This is a genomic window from Streptomyces sp. NPDC002671, from assembly GCF_053592475.1.
The window spans coordinates 126,639-145,486 of the sequence record NZ_JBSFVU010000014.1 but is presented as its reverse complement, the minus strand read 5'-3'; the positions used below and the strand labels follow the sequence as shown (position 1 = coordinate 145,486).

Here is an 18,848-nt window from a genome sequence, read left to right as displayed (position 1 = left end):
CGCGCCACCACGAGTTCTCAGGGCTGACGGTAGGTCACCGAGGAGCGGAGACCGAGGTGTCCAGCGTGCTCAGCGTGATGACGACCCCGCTGGTCAGCACCAGACCGGCCAGCACGCGGGCGCGGGCGCAGGCGCGGTTGCGGCCCTTGAGCGTGATCCCGCCGGCGGCGTCCTGCTCGGTGGCGGCGGCGTCGGTGGTCTCGGTGGTGGCGGCGGTGGCGGCGAGGTTCTGGTCCATGACGGTGATCCCCTTCTGGTGTCCCGTGCGGGGAGCACGGGGTGGGAGGTGGAGCAAGTCCGTGGAGCGGTGAGGCGGTTGAGCGGTCAGTGGGCCGGGTGGTGGCCGAGGAGCAGGACGGACGGGACGGTCTCGGGGTGGGCCAGGCGGAGCAGTCCGTAGCCGATGCCGGACAGTCCGGTCAGCAGCCCGGGGGAGGGAACGTGGTCGGGGGTGGCACACCGGTGGCTCTGCGCCTCGACCAGCGCCAGCGCCCGCCCGGTGTACGGGGTCAGGGTTCCGGTCGCGGTCGGGTCGCCACGGTCGGCGAGCACGGCCAGCGCCTCCAGCGTGCCGAGGCCGCCGTGCCCGAGGCTCAGGTCCGGGCCCACCCCGGTGTCCGTGAGCCGGGCCGCTGCGGGTCGTACGTCGGCACCGGACGCCAGGTGGGCGGCGGCTGCCGTCACCCCGGCGAGCCCGGACGACCAGGACGGATCGGCCGCCACGGCTTCGGCATTGCGCAGCGCGGCTCGCAGCAGGGCGCGGCCGGTGCCCGCGTGTGCGGTGGCGCGTTCGGGACGGCGGGCGGCGTATCGCAGCAGCGCCCAGCCGATGCCTGCGACGCCGTCGGCGAATCCGGGGGCTCCTGCGAACCCGGGGTCTGTGCCTGCGCCCGCCGCCGAGGCCAGCAGCCGGTCCGCCACGGTGTCCGCCAGGCGCAGGGCCTCCGGCGCCCCGGTCGCCTCGTGTGCGACGACGGCCGCCGCCAGCGCCCCGGCGATGCCTCCGGCCAGCCCCAGGTCGGGGCAGGCGGTGGCTGCGTGGCCGAGCGCGGTGAGGGCGTCCGGCAGACAGTCCGTCAGCTCCGGGTCCAGCAGGGACGACAGCCGCACCAGGGCGTACAGGATGCCGCCGAGCCCGTCGTACGCGCCGGGTCCGGCCGCCGCGCCCAGCTCGGGGTCGGCGGCCAGCGCCTTCAGCAGGGCGGGCAGCGGCTGTACGGCCTCGCGGGCCAGGGTGGCGTACCGGCCGGCCCCGGCCAGCGCGTCCGCCTGGGCCAGGAACAGGGCGGCCCCGCAGTAGCCCTGCGCGAGCCCGGCGCCCATGGGCAGCACCGCCCAATGCGGTCCGGAAACCCGTTCCAGTCCCAGCCAGTTGGTCCGGCCGCCGTCGCGCACCGCGCGGGCGGCGAGCTCGTCGGCGATCCCGCAGGCCGCGGCGAGCAGCCGGGACGGCTCGGGTACGACGGCCGGTACCGGCGCCACCGCGAGTTCGGACCGGGGCCGCGCCAGCGGCGAGCCGGCACCCCGGGCCGCGAGCGTGGCCGAGATGACCCACTCCTGGTCGTGGCAGTCGACCTCGTCCATCCGGGCGATCTTCGCCCGCACCGCGTCCAGGCTCGCCACCGGCAGCAGACCGGGCAGCCAGGTCCCGTCGGCCGCCCGGACCCCTGCACCGGAGGGCCGGTGGGCGAACAGCGGTACGTCCCCGCGCCACAGGTCCGCCGTCTCGTGCTCGATGAGCCGCCGGCGTGCCTCGTCGTGCTCCGACTCCGTCCACAGCACGGCGAACACGCTCTCCCGGGCCAGGGCGTCGGTGAGCAGCGACGGGTGCGCGGACTCCTCCAGGAGTGTCGTGTAGAGCCGGGTGGAGCGGGCGATGAGCCGCGCCGGACTGTCGGACCGGGCCGCCAACGGCCCCTCGTCACCGATCAGTTCATGACCGTGCGCGGCGATCACCGCGTACGCCGTGCGGAACCCCGCCAGCAGGGCCGCCCGGTGGTCGGCGCCGTCCAGCGGGCTGCCCTCCGGCAGCGGATGGTTCTGGGCGGCCGGGCTGAGCACCGGGGCGCGGACGGCCCGCATGGTGTCCGTGCCGCTGTCCACCCAGCGCAGGCCCTCGCTCGGGTACGTGCCGTCGGTGGACCGGCCGAGCGCGGAGATGTCGAGCGCCCCGTGCTCGCCGATCAGCAGATGGGGGAGCAGGCAGGTGCGGTGCACCGAGGCGTGCAGGGCGTCCGCCGCCGGGTCGGCGCCGGCCGTCATGGCCTGCGACAGCCCGGTGTGCAGCAGCGTCTCGCCGTCCACCAGGACCGGCTGGTCGCCGCAGGCGATCACGTTCTCGTAGTGCATGTCCGCGCCGTCCACCGCGTACAGCAGCGCCAGCAGCGCACCCTGGCGGCGGTAGAACGTGTCGGTCTCGGTCACCGAGCGGCACCAGCGGTGCTCCACGAACTCCAGCCACCCGTACGCCTCTTGCCGCAGGCTGCGCGGGGTGCGCAGGGCCAGCCCGGGAACCTTGGCGTTGAGCCAGCCCACGAGACCGTCCAGCAGTGCGTGCTGCTCCAGCGAGCGTGGCTTGTAGACGAGCCGGTCACCGGACGCGAAGTGCAGCACCGCCACCGCCCGGTTGCCCTGGTGCGTGTCCCCGCGGCCCAGGTCCGCCCGGGTCAGCGCGCCCGGGTCCCGACCGTCGAGGAGACCGGCGACCAGGTCGTCCCGGTCGGCCCGAAACCGGCGTACGAGTTCCGCCGCCGCGTCGGTCGCGTCCAGCGCGGTCTGCCCGAGCATCCGGGCCAGCACCGGGTAGGCGGCCAGCAGTTCACCCAGGCCGCGCCGGCTGCCCGCCCCGGCGACGAAGGAGGCGAACCGCTCGCGCGGGCCGGCCCCGGCCAGCCGTCCGGCGCGCCGCGCGCGGTCCAGCTCGCGAACCAGGGTACGGGCGGCCTGCCGAACGAGCTGATACGTCAGCTGCCCTTCGAACGCGTCCCGCCAGACGGCCTGTTCGGCCTCCGGGAGCCCGTCCAGGACGCCGTCCAGACGTGCGGCGGCCGGGGCGACGAGCAGTCGTACGGCGGGGGCGAAGGCGTCGGGGCCGTCACTCTCGGCGGGGCCCGCCTGTGCGTCCCGGCCCGCGGTGCTTTGCTCGGCCTCGCCCGCCGCGTGAAGGGCCTCTTCGGCGTACGTGGCCCAGCGGGGCTTGGCGGTGCGGGCGGCCAGCCGCTCGGCGGGCTCCGCCGTCAGGGCCGCCGCCATGGCGCCGTCCACCCCGAGGTGGGCCAGCCGTGCGGCGAAGCCCTCGGGGTCCCCGGCGGCCCAAAGGGCGGGGCCGGCGGAGGCGGTCGCGGCGGGCGCCGCCGGGAGGTCCGGGGCGGCGAGCCGTTCCGCGAGGGTCAGCGCCGGGGCCCACCAGGCGAGCGGCAGGCCGGCGCTCCGGGGAGTCGGGAGGCTGGCGGTATCGGTCACGAGACGAAGGTCGCAGACCCCGTACACCCCCCACATGGGGAACCGTCCCCCATATTCTCTGCGGGCCCCCACCCCACCTACGCCCAGACTGGGGAACGGGCCGGGGCCGTTGCGCGCCAACTCGGGGAAAACCACAGGTCGGCCGGGGTCCACCCACAGCCGGCCGACGGCAGCCGCAAGCCCCCATGGGGATGCCCGCGGTACCTATGGGGAGCCGATACGCCCCCCACGCCCACCCCTGTGACGCCCCGGCCCCCACCCACACCCCCATGTCCCGCCACCCTTCACCCGCCCGGCGCCCCCACCCGGCCGCCGCTGAGGCCGAGTCGGCACGCCCAGTGGCCCGGAGCAGCCCGTCGCCACCGTGCGCGGGTCCGCCGAGCCGTACGCCCGCGCCCACCCCCGGGGCCCCGACCCCCTGCTCCGGGGCGAAAGGTGGGGAACGACTACCGATGCCCCCACCGCGACCCCACGACAGGCTGCTGCCCAGTACCCCCCACCGCCCGCAGCACTCACGGCAGGGCGGACGACCTTCCAAGGAGCAGCACATGGGAGCACCCGTACCCGTCGGTGTGGTCGCCCTCGACCCGGTGCTGGAGGCCGGCACCCGCAGCACCCTGCTGGCGTGCCCGGAGCTGACCGTGTGCGAGCCCGGTGCCGCACGGGTCGCCGTCCTCACCGTGGACCGGCTCGGACCCGCCGAACTCGACACGGTGCGCACGACGCGCGCCCAGCCCGGCCGCCCGGCCGTGGTTCTCGTGGCCGGCGCCCTCGCCTCCGGCGACGCTCTGCACGCCCTGGCCGCCGGCGCCCGGGGCCTGTTGCTGCGCCGCGAGGCCGACGCCGCGCGCCTGGCCCATGCGGTGCTGGCCGCCGCCCGCGACGACTGCACCCTGCCCCCCGACCTGCTGGAACAGGTGCTGGACCGGCCTGGTGCCGCCCGGCACGGCAGCGGCGGCTGGGCGGGCAGCGCCCTGTCGGAGCGCGAGCGCTCGGTCCTGCGGCTGGTCGCCGACGGGCACGAGACGGCGGAGATAGCCCAGCGCCTCGCCTACTCCCCGCGCACCGTGACCACCGTGGTGCACGACATCACCCAGCGGTTCCGGCTGCGCAACCGCGCCCACGCGGTCGCCTACGCACTCCGGGCGGGCCTCCTGTGACGGCCACGCTGACCACCGCCCCGGCCGCCTCCGTCCGGGTACGTGCCCGCACCGCACACGGCGCCGACCGCGTCCTCGCCCTCGCCGGCCGCGCCGGCCTGAGCTGCGTGCCCGGCCACGGGGAGCCCCGCGCCGTCACCGTGCTCGTCGCCGCCGACGCCGAACGGGCCCTGTGCGGCCCGCGGGAGCCCGGACCCCTGGTGCTCGTGTGCGACACCGTCACCCGTACGGGTCTCAAGACGGCCCTGCGCGCCGGAGCCGTCGTCCTGCGGACCACGGACCTCACCGAGGAGACCCTGGTGGCCGCCGTGCGCCGCGCCGGACAGCCGCACCTGAGCATCCCCTACCCGGTGCTCTCCCACCTGCTGACCGGCGGCCCCCAGCCCGCGGGCCCGGCGCGGGCCGACGGCAAGCCCTCCCTGACCGCTCGTCAGACCTCCGTACTGCGCCTCATGGCCGAGGGCCTCGCCAACGCGGACATCGCCCGGCTGCTGGACTGCTCCGAACACACCGTCAAGAACGTCATCTACGAGGTCATGGCCCGCCTCCAGGCCCGTAACCGGGCCCACGCCGTTGCCCACGCGGTACGGCACGGGCTGATCTGACGCGGTGAGGAGGCCGGCGCGGGGTACGGGGAACCTAGGCCCTGTCCGCCTGTCACCCCGCGCGCCCCTCGGCTCCGTTCCGCTCAGTACGCCGGAGCGGGCAGCCGCCGCGGTTCGATGCGTTCCTCCACCGCCCGTTCGCCCTCCCGCGTGACCACGTACGCGCCCGCGCCGGGCACTTCGGCGACGGCCTCGACCAGCTCGGTGCCCCGGTAGACCAGGCCCACCCCGTCGTCGGTGCAGTGGGCCGTCGGGAAGGTGCCGTCCGCGACGAGCCCGTGGATCAGCGGGCGCCGGCCCGCGTCGGAGTCGTAGTGCACGCCGTTGCCGTACGGCAGCAGGCCGAGCGCGTCGGTGACCGGGCGCAGTTCCGGACCGAAGGAGTCCGTCGCGCCGCCCTGGTACCAGCAGATGGAGCCCGCGCTGACGCCGGCGAGGACCACGCCCGCCTGCCACGCGCGGCGCAGGACGGCGTCCAGGCCGTGCACTCGCCACACGGCGAGCAGATTGGCCACCGAACCGCCCATCACCCACACCACGTCGTGCCCGAGGACCGTGCCCTCGATGTCCTCGACGTTCGGCATGGGGAACAGATGCAGGGGGGTGAGGTCGAAGCCCGCCACCCGGGCCGCCTCGTGCATCCGGGCGGTGACGTGCTCGGCGTCCCCGACCGCCGTACCGACGTACAGGATCCGCGGACGCCTGCCGTGCACGCCGGAGAGGTCGACCGCGTGGTGGACCAGGCCGTCGAAGAGCACCCGGGTGCGTGCGCTCACGCGGTGGCCCCCGGAGGTGGCGAGGATCGTGGGTTCCGCAGCGGTCACGCGCATGATCGTAACGCGGTGGTGCCTGCCCCGGACGTGGGGAAATCGTGAAGGTGCTCCGCTCTCCCAGCCCTTCCCAACAGCCCAGCGGGGGCCGGTCGTTGAGACCGGCCCCCGCTTTTGGCTCTCCTACGACTACGGCGTCCGCATCGCTACGGCGTCCGCAGGGCCACGGCCGCCGCATACCCCGCCGGGACGAGCACGTCCCGCAGGGTCCAGTCCGGTGCCGGGGTGACGGGCAGCGGACCGGTCCCGACGTAGTCCAGCGCGGGATTGCGCACCAGGCCGGTGCCCAGGCCCTTGAGATAGGCCTCCTTGCGGACCCAGGCCCGGGTGAACGCCGCCGGGCGTTCGTGCGCGGGCAACCGCGCCAGCTCGTCGGCCTCGGCCACGTGCAGCGCGGACTGCGCGCCGAGGACCGCCTGCGCGCTGGCCAGGCCCTCCACGTCGACACCGACCGGCGCCGGAGCGAGCGCCACCATCACCAGGTCGCCGCTGTGGGACAGGGAGAAGTGCACGTCCGGCGTGCGCAGCGCCGGCCGGCCGTGCGGACCGCCGCAGCCCGCGCACGGTTCGCGCACCAGCGGCAGCGCCTCGGCCCGGATGCCCAGCAGCACGCTCAGCACGCTGCGCAGCGCCGCGTGCGCGACGACGTAGGCGTCCCGGTCCCGGGCATGCCGGAACGCGCGCGCCCGCGCCCGCTCCTCCGCGTCCAGCAGCTCCTGCGCGTCACGCAGCGCCCGCTCGTCCTGCGCGCCGACCTGCGCCAGGTACAGCTCCAGCGGCCTCTCCAGCGCGCGCCGCCGGGGCACGTACGCCTGACGGTGCAGCCGGGACAGGTCGAGTACGGCCGGACAGAGCCCCGGCGAGTCCGGCGGGGCGTGGGCCGGCAGAGAGAGGAGCGGACCCGCGTGTGGCTCAGACATCTGCCCCGGCCGCCAGGCGGCGGCGCAGGCTGAGCGGGCGCATGTCCGTCCAGATCACGCCGATGTGGTCCAGACACTCCTGCCGGGAGCCGCGCCGGCCCTCCGGGTGCCAGCCCGCGGGCACCTCGCGGTCCGCCCGCCAGATCGAGTACTGCTCCTCCTCGTTGCGCACCACGAGATACACCTCGTCGGTGTCCGGGCCTACGGCCTCGGGGCGGGCCTCCTTGCCGCTCGTGCCGGTCGCGGAGTTGTCGTGCGTCACGGTAAACCTCCCGCAGGTGTCGGGCCGGCCGCAGGTCAGAGGCCGACGAGGCCAGCGTGGACCGGCGTCCCCCGCGAGGGCAGGGACGAACGCGCTGACCCGGTGGCGCGCGTTGCTGCCGGATCTTCCCTGGTGGCGGGCGGCCGTGCCGCGGGACCGTGCTGACCGGTAGCGGGGGCCAGGCGCCCCGGAACACCCGACGGCGGCACCCGCCGCCCGGCCGGGCCACGCCCACCCGCGAACCCCCCTTTTCCGGAAGGAGCCACGCGATGTCGGACGAGCACGCACCGGTCCTGCTGCCGGGCGGAGGATGGCGGCTGTGGGAGCAGTTCGCGCTGCGCGGCCCCGGCTTCCCCGCCGAGGGCGTGCTGCGCCTCGCCCCGCCCGGACTGGCCGAGGCCGCCGACAAGTTCGGCCCGGAGTTCGAACCCGCCGGACCCGAGTGGCAGGCGTTCACCTCGGACCTCTCCGAGGCCGCCGTACACACTGCCCGGCACCTTCAGGAGATCGCCGCCCAGCCCCGCTTCCAGGCCGCCCTGGCCTGGCAGAACCCGGCGATCCTGCGCACCGGCATCGCCCCGTTCCTGCGCTGGACGCCTGGCGCGGACAGCCGCAGCAGCATGCCGCGCCAGCGCGAGGAACTCGTGGCGCACTACTGGCAGCGGTTCTGCGTGAAGAACGACACCATCGGCTTCTTCGGCCCGGTCGGCTGGGGCCGCTGGGACCCGGCGCAGCCGGAAGCCGTGGCCCTCGACGCCGGGCACGGCTTCCTCGCCGCGTCGCAGGTGTACTTCTCGGGCTGGGCGATCGACGCCCTCGCGAAGGTGCTCGCCGAGGACCGGGACCTGATGCGCTGGATCCCGCCGCGCCGCGTGTCCTTCGTACGCTGGGCGGACGAGGCCGTACGGGTTCCTGGACGGCCGGCCCAGCCGATCGGCCCGGCCGAGCTGGCCGTGCTCGGACTGTGCGACGGCACCCGGCACCCGGACGCCATCGCCGAAGCCCTCGGCATCGATCCGGGCGAAGCCGCCCGGATCGTCGGCGAGCTGGTCTCCCGTCGCTGGGTGCACTGGCGCCTGGAGGTGCCCGCCGCCACCCACCCCGACCGTGCCCTGCGCACCATCCTGGAGCGCGTCCCCGACACCGCCGCCCGGGAACGGGCTCTGGCGAAGCTCGCCGTGCTGGAGCGCGGCCGGGACGCCGTACGCGCCGCGGGTACCGACGCCACCGCGCTGACCGCCGCGATCGGCGCCCTGGAGGCCGACTTCGCCGCCCTCACCGACAGCGACGCCCAGCGGGCCAAGGGCGCACGCACCGCTCCCTGCCGGGGGTTGGTGTACTCCGACGCCCGGCGGGCGGCGACCGCCACGGCCGGCTCCGGCCTGCTCGCCCACCTGGAACCGCTGCAACTGTGCCTGACCGCCGCCCGCTGGATGACCAACCGCTTCGCCGACGCCATCCGCACCCGCCTGCGCACCGTCCACGACCGGCTGCGGGCCGGCGGCGAACCGGTGGACCTCGGCTCGCTGTGGCTGCACACCCTGCCCTCCCCGCACCCCGACGCCGGTGACCTGATCGATGCCGCCCAGGCCGAACTGCGCGCCAAGTGGGCCCAGATCCTCCAGCTGCCGCCGGACGCGCGCCGGGTGCGGTTCACGACCGCGGAGCTGGCGGAGCGGGTGCGCCGGGAGTTCGACGAGCCGGGCGACGGCTGGTCGCTGGCCCGGTACATCAGCCCCGACGTCCTGGTGATCGCCGAGGACGACGACGCCCTCGCCCGCGGCGACGTCGAACTCGTCCTCGGCGAGATGCACTGCGCCCTGAACACGATGGGCGCCTCCCTCTTCGTCCACCAGCACCCCGACCGGGACACCCTGATCGCCGAGACCACCCGCGACTTCCCCGGCCCGCGTCTGCTGCCCACGCTGCCGAAGGAACTCCCGCTGAAGTGGTCGACGCGCAGCCGGCCCTCCCTGGACCGGCCCGAGGACCACTTCGTGACCCTCGTCGACCAGACCGGGGACCCGCACCGCCCCCGCACCGTGCTCGCCGCCGACGTCCGAGTCGAGGACAGGAACGGACGGTTGGCGGCCGTGCTGCCCGACGGCACCGTCTACGACCTGCTCGACGTGTACGCCAACACGCTCACCCAGCGCGTCATGGACCGCTTCACGCTGCGCCCCGAGGGCGAGCACACCCCGCGGATCACCCTGGACCGCATGATCGTGGCCCGCGAGACCTGGCAACTCCCGGTCTCCGAAGTGGACTTCGCCGAAGAGAAGGCCGAGGCGGTGCGCTTCGTCCGGGCCCGGCACTGGCAGCGCCGGCACGAGCTGCCCCGGTTCGTGTTCGTCGTCTCACCGGCCGAACCCCGGCCGTTCTACGTCGACTTCGACAGCCCCGTGTACGTCACCATCCTCGCCAAGGCGGCCCGCAGGCTCGCCCGCAAGGACCCCGGAGCCCGGCTGAAGGTCAGCGAGATGCTGCCCACCCCGGAACAGGCCTGGCTCACCGACGACGAGGGCAGGCGCTACACCTCCGAACTCCGTTTCGTCGCCGTCGACCAGACCGTCACCGGCACGGGCACGGGGGAGGCCTGATGCGCACCGTCGCCGACGACATCGCCGCGCACGCCACCCGGCACCCTTCGCGCACCGCGCTCACCACACCCGCCGGGGACGTCACCTACGCCCAACTCGCCGCCCGCACCGAGGCAGTGGCCGGCCTGCTGCGTTCGCACGGCGCCGGGCCGGAGACCGTGTGCGCCGTGGCCGTGGAGCAGGGCAGCGAGGCGGTGGCGGCCATCGCGGCCGTCCTGCGCTGCGGGGCTGCCTTCCTCACCCTGGACATCGGGCAGCCCCGCGAGCGGCTGGCCGCCTTCACCCGCAGCGCGGGCGCCCGCCTGCTGCTCACCACCTCCGCGCTCGCCCCCGCCCTCGCCCTGGACCTGCCCGCCGTCCTGCTGGACCGGCCCGGGACCCAGGAGGGCGCCGCGTACGGCCGTCCGGTCGACCCCCGCGCCCTCGCCTACGTCAGCCACACCTCGGGCAGCACCGGGGAGCCCAGCGCCGTACTGGTCGAACACAGTGCCCTGGACGCCTACTTGAGGGACACGGCCCACGCCTTCCGCCTCGGTCCCGACACCGTGGCCCTGCAGACGGCGCCGCTCGGCTACGACGCCTCGATCCGCGACACCTTCGCCCCGCTGCTCGCGGGAGCCCGGCTGGTGATCGTGGACCGGGCCCGGCTGCTGCGCCCCGAGGAGTTCGTGCGGACCGTGCGCGAGTACGGGGTGACGGCCCTGCTGAGTGTGACCCCCTCCTTCCTGTCCCACCTGGCCGGACAGCCCGGCCTCGACGATCCGCTGGCCGGTGTCACCCTGGTGGCCTCCAGCGGCGAGTCCCTGCGGCCGTTCCTCACCGCCGGCGGGCGCCGCCTCGTACCCGGCAGGCTCGTCAACCAGTACGGGCCCACCGAGTGCACGATGACCACCACGCGGCACAGAGTGCCCGCCGAGCCGGACCCGTCCGCCGACCTCGTGGGCACGCCCCGCGCCGGAGCCGTCGTACGGATCCTGGATGCCGACCTGGCGCCCGTCGCCGACGGCACCGTGGGCGAGGTGTACATCGGCGGAGCCGGGGTGGCCCGCGGCTACGGCGGCCGGCCGGCCCGCACCGCCGAGTGCTTCGTCCCCGACCCCTACGGCCCGCCCGGCGCCCGCCTCTACCGCACCGGGGACCTCGGCTGGCTCGGCAGAGGTGGCCTGCACTACGCGGGCCGCACCGACCGGCAGGTGAAGATACGCGGCTACCGCGTCGACCCCGCCGAGATCGAGGGCGTGCTGCTCGCCCACCCGCAGGTCACCGGAGCCGTGGTCACGCCCCACACCGACGACCGGGGGCGTGTCCACCTCCTCGCGCACGTCACCGGCGACCTGAGCGGCACCACGGACGCGGAGCTGCGCCGCCATCTCGCCCGGTCGCTCCCGCCCCACCTGATGCCCCGCCGCTTCGTCCGCCTCGACACGCTGCCCACCACGCGGGGCGGCAAGGCGGACCGCCGGCTGCTGGCCGGGGCCGGGGCCGGGGTTGGGGCCGGGTCCGGAGTCGGGGGAGCCGACGGCGCCGGGGGAACCGCATGACCGCCACCGACCTCCGCCTCGGCCGCGCCGACCTGAGCGCCGCCGCCCGCCGCATCGCCCCGCACGTCGTACGCACCCCGCTGCTGCCCGGACCGGCGCCGGAGGGCGGACCGCGGCTGCTGCTGAAGGCCGAACACCTCCAGCCCGCTGGTTCGTTCAAGGTGCGCGGCGCTGCCAACGCCGTACTCGCCCTGGGCGCCCACCGGATCGTCACCGGCTCCTCCGGCAACCACGGCCTCGCCCTCGCCCGCCTCGCCCGTACCCTCGGCATCCCGCTGACCGTGGTCTTCGCGGCGGGCGCGGCCCCGGCGAAGGTCGCCGCCATCCGCGCCCTCGGCGCCCGGACCGTGCGGGTAGGCGGCGGAGTGGCCGAACGGGAGGAACGCGCCCGCGCCCTGGCGAGCGAGAGCGGCGCCGTGTTCATCCCCTCCTCCGACCACCCGCTGGTGGTGGCTGGGCAGGGCACCGTCGGCATCGAACTGCTCGCCGACGCCCCTGACACCGAGACGGTCTACGTCCCCACGGGTGGCGGCGGACTCCTCGCCGGCGTCTGCCTCGCTGCCGCCGGCCACCCCGTCCGCGTGGTCGGCGTCGAACCCGCCCTCACCCCGCGCTACGCCCGCTCCCTGGCCGCCGGACGCCCGGTCCGCCTGCCGCCCGGCACCACCGTGGCGGACGGGCTGCGCGGCCAGCGCCCCGGAACCGTCCCCTATCCGATCATCCGCGACCGCGTCGACGACCTGATCGCCGTCGGCGACGCCGAGATCCTGGCCGCCACCGCCCTGCTGCGCCGGTACGGCGTCGACGCCGAACCGAGCGGGGCCGTCGCCCTCGCCGGCGCCCTGCGCGCCGGGCGCAGCGAACGGGCCGTGGCCGTCGTCTCGGGCGGCAACACCCCCGCCCGCCTGCACGCCCTCCGAACCACCGACTCCGCCACCTCCACCATCTCCACCATCTCCACCACCTCCACCGTCTAAGGAGCAGACGTCATGAACCCGAACACCGCCACCGCCACCAGCACCCTCGACCTGCTCGTCGGCATCTTCCGGGACGTGCTGGGCCTGCCCGACCTCACCCCGGAGACCGACTTCTACGAGGCGGGCGGCGACTCGCTCACCGCCTTCCAGATCACCGGCCGGCTCCAGGAGGTCCTCGGCGTGGACGTCCCGGTCTCCCTGGTCTTTGCCTACCCCACGCCCCTGGACCTGGCCGAGGTCGTCGACGCGGACTACGGCGCCGCCTGAACAGCCCTTCCGGCAAGGACCGTCACTCGTCGTCCACCCGTCGTCCCCCGCGCTCGCCAAGGAGAGCTGTGCCATGACCGAAGACCTCGTGCCGTCCCTCGGCCGCTGGCGGCTGTGGGAGCAGTTCGCCCTGCGCGGGCCGGGCTTCCCCGCCGACGGCGTCCTGCGCCTCGCCCCGGTCGGACTCGCCACGGCGGCCGACAAGTTCGCCTCCGGCGACACTCTCGACGGCGCCCGCTGGCGGGAGTTCGCCCCGCTGTTCGCGGGCGTCGCCGTCGAGACCGCCCACACCCTGCAGAACATCGCCCGCATACCGGCCTTCCGCGAGGCGGTCGCCTGGCAGAACCGCCCGGTGCTCGCCTCGGGAATCGCCCCGTTCTTGCGCTGGACGCCGAGCGTTGACAGCCGCAGCAGCATGCCGCGCCAGCGCGAGGAACTGGTCGCCCACTACTGGCAGCGGTTCTGCGTGAAGAACGACACCATCGGCTTCTTCGGCCCGGTCGGCTGGGGCCGCTGGGACCCGGCCGCACAGGGCGTCGCCGTCGACACCGGGTCCAGCCTGATCGCCGACTCGACGGTCTACTGGGCGAGTTGGGGCATCGACGCGCTCGCGAAGACCCTGGACGGCGACCCGGCCCTGCGCGAGTGGATCGCACCCCGGCGGGTGCCCTTCGTCGCGCTGGACGGCGACCGGGTCCGGGTGCCCGGGCGGCGCCCGGTGACCGTGTCCCCGGAGGCCGCCGCGGTCCTCGCCCGCTGCGACGGCATCCGGCCCGCCCGGCAGGTCGCTGCCGAGCTGCCGGACGTCGATGTGCCGGCTGTCCTGGCCGACCTGGTCGCCCGCCGCTGGGTGGTGTGGCGCCTCGAAGTCCCCGCCGGCACCCACCCCGACCGCGCCCTGCGCTCCTGGCTGGACTCCGTCGGCGCACGCGAACCGCGCGAGCGCGGCCTCGCCGCCCTCGACCGGCTGGAGCAGGGGCGCGCCCAGGTGGCTGCCGCCCGGGACGTGGACGAGCTGGTCGCGGCCCTGACCGACCTGGAGCGCGAGTTCACCGACCTGACCGCCACGCCCGCCGTACGGGAGAAGTCCGCGTCCACCGCCCCCTGCCGGGCCCTGGTGTACTCCGACACGCGCCGGGCCGCGACCGCCCGCCTCGGCCCGGCCGTCCTCGACGCACTGCGCCCGCTGCGGCCTCTCATGGACAGCGCCGGCTGGCTCACCTCCCGGCTGGCCGCGACGGTGGCGGCCGAGGCGCGCCGCGTGCACGACCGGCTCGCCGTCGAAGGCCCGGTCGACCTGGCGTCGTTCTGGTTCGGCTGCCTGCCCGTGCTGCACGGCCCCGCCCGCGCGGCGGCCACCGCCCTGCAAGGGGAGTTCGCCGAGCGCTGGCAGCGCGTCCTCGCCGTACCGCCGGGCGCCGGCAGGGTGTCCGTACGGCTCGCGGACATCGAGGACCGGGTCCCCGAGGAGTTCGGAACGAGCGGGGGCGGCTGGACGGCCGCCCGCTATCTGAGTCCGGACCTGATGATCGCCGCCGACGGCGCCGAGGCCGTCGCGCGCGGCGACTTCGCCCTCGTTCTCGGTGAACTCCACATCGCCGCCAACACGTTGGGCGCCTCCCTCTTCACTCACCAGCACCCCGACGTGCGCGAACTGTTCGCCCTCACCGACCGCGACCACCCCGGCCCGCGCCTGCTGCCCCTGATCCCCAAGGAGCACCGCGCCCGCCTGTCCGCCCGCGTCCGCCACACCCTTGTACGCCCCGAGGACCACCAGGTCGCGCTGGCCGACTTCACGGCCGACCCCGCCCGGCCGCGCACGGTGCGCAGCGCCGACGCGCGGGTCGAGGAGCGCGACGGAGACCTCGTCGTCGTGCTCCCGGACGGCTCGGTGTTCCCTGCGATCGACGTCTTCTCCCACGTCCTGACCACCCTGGCCATGGACCTGTGCCGCTTCCTCCCGGAGGCGGACCACTCGCCACGGGTGACCGTGGACCGGATGGTCGTCGCCCGGGAGACCTGGCGGGTGCCCGCGGCGGGCGCGGAGTTCGCCGAGGAGAAGGACGAGGCCCGCCGGTTCGTCCGCGCCCGTCACTGGCGCGCCGAACTCGGCCTGCCCCGATTCGTGTTCGTCGTCTCCCCGACCGAATCACGGCCGTTCTACGTCGACTTCGACAGCCCCGTGTACGTCACCATCCTCGCCAAGGCGCTGCGCCGGCTGGCCCGCAAGGACCCCGAGGGCACGGTGACGATCACCGAGATGCTGCCGACGCCGGAGCAGACCTGGCTGACTGACGGCGAAGGCAGGCGCTACACCTCGGAGTTGAGGTTCGTGGCCTTCGACACCGAGCCGGCCCCCTGAGGTGAGGGGCGCGGGGCGGGCGGGCTACGCCGGGCCGGGGAAGGCGGGCAGCTGCTTGAAGCGGTCGTCCAGCGTGACCGTGGGTGTGATGCGGTTCAGCGCGGCCCGGACCAGGGTGAGCGGGTGGTCGGGGAAGTGGGCGTCCCACTGCCCGTCGTCGCCCGCGTGATACGGCAGCCCGCCGAACTGCCCGCCGACGCCGTAGGGGTGGGGACGGAAGTACGCTTCCGGACCCACCTGGGCCAGCACCATGGCCTCCCGCATGCCGGTCGTCGCACCCTCCGCCGCCTGCACCTTCACGACCGTGCTGCACCGGTCCCTGGGCATCGTCCACGAGCCCAGGAACACCTGCCCGGGCCCGCCCGGCCGCGGCACCTTCACCAGCTGACGGACCGCCGGCACCCCGTCCACGGTGCCGGGCACCGCCTCGATGAGACCGCCTCCGGCCCCGCCGACCCCCGCAGCCAGCCCTGCCTGCAGCCGGTCCACCTCGTGCAGCGGGGCGGGCAGATCGGGCACGAGCGGAAAGAAGTGCACCGAGAGCACGAGTCCCGCCGCGTCGGTCCACACGCCGGGCTCACGTGCGGTGAAGCCGGTCAGATCCATGCCGGTGATCGGAGTCATGGGGATCATCCTGCCGGGTCCGGCCGGCCGGGCCCCGACCGGGTCCCGTACGGCGCACAGACCGGTCCGCCTCAACTCCCGCCCGGGCGCGGCATGTAGTGGCCCAGGAACATGTCGACCCCGCTCGCGATCAGCCGGTCGGTGAGGTCGTCGTCGATCGTCGTGCCGTAGGCGCTGAAGACGAGATGCGGATAGAGCAGCAGCGCGTACAGCTGGAGGATCGCCACCTCCAGGTCGGGGATGTCGAGCCGGCCCGCGTCCACCAGGTGCTGCAGCGCGCCGGCCACGACGGGGTGGTGGCGTGCCGGTCCGGCGCCCTGCCAGACGGCGCCGAGTTCGGGGAAGCGGTGCAGTTCGCGGGCGACGACGTTGCGCAGGTTGAGGACATCGGGGTTGCTGCGGATGCCGTGCACCCAGGCGCGGGCCGTCGCGGTGAACGCCTCGCGCAGGTCGCCCGCGTTGGTGAGGTGCTCGATCGCCTGGGCCAGGCTGGCGCCCAGCGGGGCGTCGAGCGAGTCCTTGACGGCCCCGATGAACAGGGCTTCCTTGCTCCCGAAGTGGTTGTAGACGGTCACCTTGGACACGCCCGCGGCAGTCGCGATGGCGTCCACGCTCACGTCGAATCCGTCGCGCAGGAACAGCTCGCGGGCGGCCTTGACGATGGCCTGCCGCTTGGCCTCGGCACGCGGGCCGGTGGGGGGCTGCTTGGCGGGCGGCACGGCTTTCGTGGAGGTCATGAGCGCAGTCTACCCGGGTACCTGAACTGAACGGTTGAGTTCAACTGAACTGAGCCGTACAGTTCAGTTCAGTAACCGTCAGGGACCGCCAGGGATCGCCCCGGCCGCACGGAGGAACCGTCATGAGCCATGCCCACCACACCATCCACGCGGAGCACACGTCCGCGCCGCCCCTACCGCGCCGCCGGCCGATGCTGGCGGTGCTCTGCCTGGCCCAGTTCATGCTCGTCCTGGACGTCACGGTCGTGAACGTCGCCCTGCCGGACATGGCGGCCGACCTCCACCTCGGCCGCGAGGCGCTCACCTGGGTCGTCACCGCCTACACCCTGTGCTTCGGCGGGCTGATGCTGCTCGGTGGCCGCCTTGCCGACGCGCTGGGCGCCCACCGCACGGTGCTCGCCGGTCTCGCGGTGTTCACCGCAGCCTCGCTGGGCACCGGGCTCTCGACCGGTGCGCCGATGCTGCTGACCGGGCGGGTCTTCCAGGGGATCGGCGCCGCACTGCTGTCCCCGTCCGCGCTGTCGATCGTCACCACCAGCTTCCATGGCGCCGAGCGCAACAAGGCCCTCGGCGTGTGGGCCGCGCTCGGCGGCACCGGCTCGGCAGCGGGCGTCCTGCTCGGCGGCGCACTGACCGACGGGCCCGGCTGGGAGTGGGTGTTCTACCTCAACGTCCCGGTCGGCGTCCTCGCGCTCATCGTCCTGCCCGGCCTGCTCCCGCGCCACGCCCCGCGGCCCGCGCGGCTCGACCTGCCCGGCGCGGTCCTGGTCACCGCGGGAACCGGCGCGCTGATCTACGGCCTGGTACGCGCGGGCGACGCCGGCTGGGGGAGCACGACCGCCGTCCTGCCCCTGCTCGCCGGCCTGGTCCTGTACGGCGCGTTCGCCGCCGTCGAACGCGCCAGCCGGGCCCCGCTGATGGACCTGCGGATGCTCACCCGGCGCCCGGTGGTGGCCGGTGCCTTTCTGATGCTGGTCGCCACCGCGCTGCTGATCGGTTTCTTCTTCCTCGGCTCGGTCTACCTCCAGCAGCTGCGCGGCTTCAGTCCGCTCAGGACCGGTCTGCTCTTCCTGCCGGTCGCCGTGGGCACGGGTCTCGGCGCTCACCTCGGCTCCCGGCTCGTCGGCCGGATCGGCAGCCGTGTCACGGCGGTTGCCGGCCTGGCGGTCGGGGCGGCCGGCACGGTGCCGCTCGCCCGGCTGTCGGGCGACGGCAGCGTGTACGCCAGTCTGCTGCCCGGCCTGGTCCTCGCCTCCCTCGGCGTCGGCGCGGTCTTCGTCACCGCCACGACCACCGCGCTCGCCCTGGTCGCCCCGGAGGAGGCCGGACTCGCCTCCGGTGTCGTCAACACCTTCCACGAGGTGGGCGGTTCGGTCGGCGTCGCCGTACTGTCCACGGTCGCCGCATCCGGGATCGAGCACGGGGCGGTCGGCGGATTCAGGGACGCGTTCACCGCGAGTGCGGCCGTCGCCGCGGTGAGCGCCCTGGCCTGCCTGGTCCTCGTACCGCACAGCAGGCCGCAGACGACCGGGGCTCCGCACGTGCACTGACGCCAGGCCGGACGGTCGTCCTCGGCCTGCTCGCCGAGGACGACTGCGACCGCACCCGCCCCGCCCTGCTGTCGCTGCCGCCTGCTGCTCAGGTACGGTCCGGCGGAAGATGAGTACGACAACTCAGGCGCCCTGCCACGGAGTTCTTGGAGGCTGAGGGCATGACTTCGCCCTCACCGTTCCCCCAGGCCCAGCAGCCCTACCCGTACCCGGGCCAAGCATCGCAGCCGCAGCCCGCGCCCCCTCGGTGGCGGCGTCGGCTGCTGATCGGACTGGTGGCGCTGGTCGTGGTCGCCGTCTGTGCCGTGGCCGCCAACTGGTGGATGCAGGACGGTAGTTCCGGTCCGCTCGCGGGCAGACCCCGGGTCACCGACACGCGGGCCGGGCTCTCGTACGCCGTCCCGGAGGGCTGGAAGCACGACGCCGCCAAGGACAAGCACCTGGTCGACGGGTTCTCGTCCCAGATGAGCCGGACGTCAGGCGCGGGCTCCTCCGACGGTGCCACCGTGCTGGCCGGCCGCGCCGGACAGACCGTCGCCCGCGCCGACCTGCGCCGGGCGACGGAGGAGGCGGCCCGCTCCAACGCCGAGTTCTTCTTCCCGGACCGGCCTGCCACCCTCGCGACGTCCCAGGCGACCGAGGTGGACGGCCAGCCCGCGCACACGGTCGTCCTCCGGATCAGCACCGACGACGGAGGTACTGCAGTCCTGCGGATGACCGTGGTGACGATCCGCGGAGAGCGCACCTCGTTCCTCCTCGGGATCACCATGGGCACGCCCGACCCGTCGGTCACGGCGGACATCCAGGCAGTCGTGGCCGACGCCAGGGTCGGGTGACATACCGCCAGGGTTTACACCGGCGTTCACTGCGCCCCAAGGATGACCGTGGTGTCCGCCGCCTGCCCGATGTGTCCCGAAGCGGGCCCGGCCTAGATTGCGGCGCGCAAGGCAC

16 protein-coding genes are annotated in these 18,848 nt (G+C 74.9%); 9 read left to right on the top strand and 7 right to left on the bottom strand.

Annotated elements, in window-relative coordinates; all coding sequences use genetic code 11:
- Nucleotides 1-34: 34 nt before the first annotated feature.
- Nucleotides 35-238 (bottom strand): hypothetical protein, encoded by a 204-nt coding sequence (locus tag ACWD35_RS22860; protein ID WP_451353124.1) that lies wholly within the window; start codon nucleotides 236-238, stop codon nucleotides 35-37.
- Nucleotides 239-324: 86 nt separating this feature from the next.
- Nucleotides 325-3,462, bottom strand: a complete 3,138-nt coding sequence (locus ACWD35_RS22855) for a type 2 lanthipeptide synthetase LanM family protein (RefSeq protein WP_451353123.1) — start codon at nucleotides 3,460-3,462, stop codon at nucleotides 325-327.
- A gap of 548 nt (nucleotides 3,463-4,010) precedes the next feature.
- Between ACWD35_RS22855 and ACWD35_RS22850 the strand changes: the two genes are divergently transcribed.
- On the top strand, nucleotides 4,011-4,622 hold the full coding sequence (locus tag ACWD35_RS22850) for a LuxR C-terminal-related transcriptional regulator (protein WP_451353122.1): 612 nt from the start codon (nucleotides 4,011-4,013) through the stop codon (nucleotides 4,620-4,622).
- Nucleotides 4,619-5,227, top strand: a complete 609-nt coding sequence (locus ACWD35_RS22845; RefSeq protein WP_451353121.1) for a response regulator transcription factor — start codon at nucleotides 4,619-4,621, stop codon at nucleotides 5,225-5,227. The genes ACWD35_RS22850 and ACWD35_RS22845 overlap by 4 nt, the downstream gene beginning before the upstream one ends.
- Nucleotides 5,228-5,310: 83 nt before the next feature.
- On the opposite strand, the gene ACWD35_RS22840 is transcribed toward ACWD35_RS22845, so the two are convergent.
- The 3 genes from ACWD35_RS22840 to ACWD35_RS22830 form a co-directional block, all read right to left on the bottom strand.
- Entirely contained in the window at nucleotides 5,311-6,051 is a 741-nt protein-coding gene (locus tag ACWD35_RS22840) for a Type 1 glutamine amidotransferase-like domain-containing protein (RefSeq protein ID WP_451353120.1), read from the bottom strand.
- A 152-nt stretch (nucleotides 6,052-6,203) separates the two neighbouring features.
- Nucleotides 6,204-6,977, bottom strand: a complete 774-nt coding sequence (locus ACWD35_RS22835) for a 4'-phosphopantetheinyl transferase family protein (protein ID WP_451353119.1) — start codon at nucleotides 6,975-6,977, stop codon at nucleotides 6,204-6,206.
- Nucleotides 6,970-7,161, bottom strand: coding sequence for an MbtH family protein (locus ACWD35_RS22830; RefSeq protein ID WP_451353186.1), 192 nt, complete (start codon nucleotides 7,159-7,161; stop codon nucleotides 6,970-6,972). Before ACWD35_RS22830 ends, ACWD35_RS22835 begins: the two co-directional genes overlap by 8 nt.
- Before the next feature lie 347 nt (nucleotides 7,162-7,508).
- Here ACWD35_RS22830 and ACWD35_RS22825 point away from each other — a divergent pair, with 347 nt between their 5' ends.
- The 5 genes from ACWD35_RS22825 (at nucleotide 7,509) to ACWD35_RS22805 (ending at nucleotide 14,986) form a co-directional block, all read left to right on the top strand.
- Nucleotides 7,509-9,839, top strand: coding sequence for a lantibiotic dehydratase (locus ACWD35_RS22825; RefSeq protein WP_451353118.1), 2,331 nt, complete (start codon nucleotides 7,509-7,511; stop codon nucleotides 9,837-9,839).
- The gene (locus ACWD35_RS22820; protein ID WP_451353117.1) at nucleotides 9,839-11,380 is read left to right on the top strand and encodes an amino acid adenylation domain-containing protein; all 1,542 of its coding nucleotides are present in this window, start codon (nucleotides 9,839-9,841) and stop codon (nucleotides 11,378-11,380) included. The genes ACWD35_RS22825 and ACWD35_RS22820 overlap by 1 nt, the downstream gene beginning before the upstream one ends.
- A complete protein-coding gene (locus tag ACWD35_RS22815) occupies nucleotides 11,377-12,357 on the top strand; it encodes a threonine ammonia-lyase (protein WP_451353116.1) in 981 nt (326 codons plus the stop codon). Before ACWD35_RS22820 ends, ACWD35_RS22815 begins: the two co-directional genes overlap by 4 nt.
- A gap of 12 nt (nucleotides 12,358-12,369) precedes the next feature.
- On the top strand, nucleotides 12,370-12,624 hold the full coding sequence (locus ACWD35_RS22810; protein WP_451353115.1) for an acyl carrier protein: 255 nt from the start codon (nucleotides 12,370-12,372) through the stop codon (nucleotides 12,622-12,624).
- A 73-nt stretch (nucleotides 12,625-12,697) separates the two neighbouring features.
- Nucleotides 12,698-14,986 carry a lantibiotic dehydratase gene (locus ACWD35_RS22805; protein ID WP_451353114.1) on the top strand — a complete coding sequence of 763 codons (2,289 nt, stop codon included), beginning with the start codon at nucleotides 12,698-12,700 and terminating at the stop codon, nucleotides 14,984-14,986.
- Between the two features lie 24 nt (nucleotides 14,987-15,010).
- On the opposite strand, the gene ACWD35_RS22800 is transcribed toward ACWD35_RS22805, so the two are convergent.
- Both ACWD35_RS22800 and ACWD35_RS22795 read right to left on the bottom strand, forming a co-directional pair.
- Nucleotides 15,011-15,610 (bottom strand): hypothetical protein, encoded by a 600-nt coding sequence (locus ACWD35_RS22800; RefSeq protein ID WP_451353113.1) that lies wholly within the window; start codon nucleotides 15,608-15,610, stop codon nucleotides 15,011-15,013.
- Nucleotides 15,611-15,681: 71 nt separating this feature from the next.
- Nucleotides 15,682-16,347: a TetR/AcrR family transcriptional regulator gene (locus tag ACWD35_RS22795; protein WP_451353112.1), complete on the bottom strand. Its 666-nt coding sequence runs from the start codon at nucleotides 16,345-16,347 to the stop codon at nucleotides 15,682-15,684.
- A gap of 122 nt (nucleotides 16,348-16,469) precedes the next feature.
- On the opposite strand from ACWD35_RS22795, the gene ACWD35_RS22790 reads away from it, so the two are divergent.
- A complete protein-coding gene (locus ACWD35_RS22790; protein WP_451353111.1) occupies nucleotides 16,470-17,897 on the top strand; it encodes an MFS transporter in 1,428 nt (475 codons plus the stop codon).
- A 161-nt stretch (nucleotides 17,898-18,058) separates the two neighbouring features.
- A complete protein-coding gene (locus tag ACWD35_RS22785; protein ID WP_451353110.1) occupies nucleotides 18,059-18,733 on the top strand; it encodes a hypothetical protein in 675 nt (224 codons plus the stop codon).
- Nucleotides 18,734-18,848 lie beyond the last annotated feature (115 nt).

Bases quoted from the DNA above. Each gene is read 5' to 3' on its own strand.
- ACWD35_RS22795 (WP_451353112.1), bottom strand. From the start codon at position 16,347: ATGACCTCCACGAAAGCCGTGCCGCCCGCCAAGCAGCCCCCCACCGGC.
- ACWD35_RS22825 (WP_451353118.1), top strand. From the start codon at position 7,509: ATGTCGGACGAGCACGCACCGGTCCTGCTGCCGGGCGGAGGATGGCGG.
- ACWD35_RS22850 (WP_451353122.1), top strand. From the start codon at position 4,011: ATGGGAGCACCCGTACCCGTCGGTGTGGTCGCCCTCGACCCGGTGCTG.
- ACWD35_RS22820 (WP_451353117.1), top strand. From the start codon at position 9,839: ATGCGCACCGTCGCCGACGACATCGCCGCGCACGCCACCCGGCACCCT.
- ACWD35_RS22835 (WP_451353119.1), bottom strand. From the start codon at position 6,977: ATGTCTGAGCCACACGCGGGTCCGCTCCTCTCTCTGCCGGCCCACGCC.
- ACWD35_RS22800 (WP_451353113.1), bottom strand. From the start codon at position 15,610: ATGACTCCGATCACCGGCATGGATCTGACCGGCTTCACCGCACGTGAG.
- ACWD35_RS22815 (WP_451353116.1), top strand. From the start codon at position 11,377: ATGACCGCCACCGACCTCCGCCTCGGCCGCGCCGACCTGAGCGCCGCC.
- ACWD35_RS22785 (WP_451353110.1), top strand. From the start codon at position 18,059: ATGACTTCGCCCTCACCGTTCCCCCAGGCCCAGCAGCCCTACCCGTAC.
- ACWD35_RS22860 (WP_451353124.1), bottom strand. From the start codon at position 238: ATGGACCAGAACCTCGCCGCCACCGCCGCCACCACCGAGACCACCGAC.
- ACWD35_RS22790 (WP_451353111.1), top strand. From the start codon at position 16,470: ATGAGCCATGCCCACCACACCATCCACGCGGAGCACACGTCCGCGCCG.
- ACWD35_RS22810 (WP_451353115.1), top strand. From the start codon at position 12,370: ATGAACCCGAACACCGCCACCGCCACCAGCACCCTCGACCTGCTCGTC.
- ACWD35_RS22805 (WP_451353114.1), top strand. From the start codon at position 12,698: ATGACCGAAGACCTCGTGCCGTCCCTCGGCCGCTGGCGGCTGTGGGAG.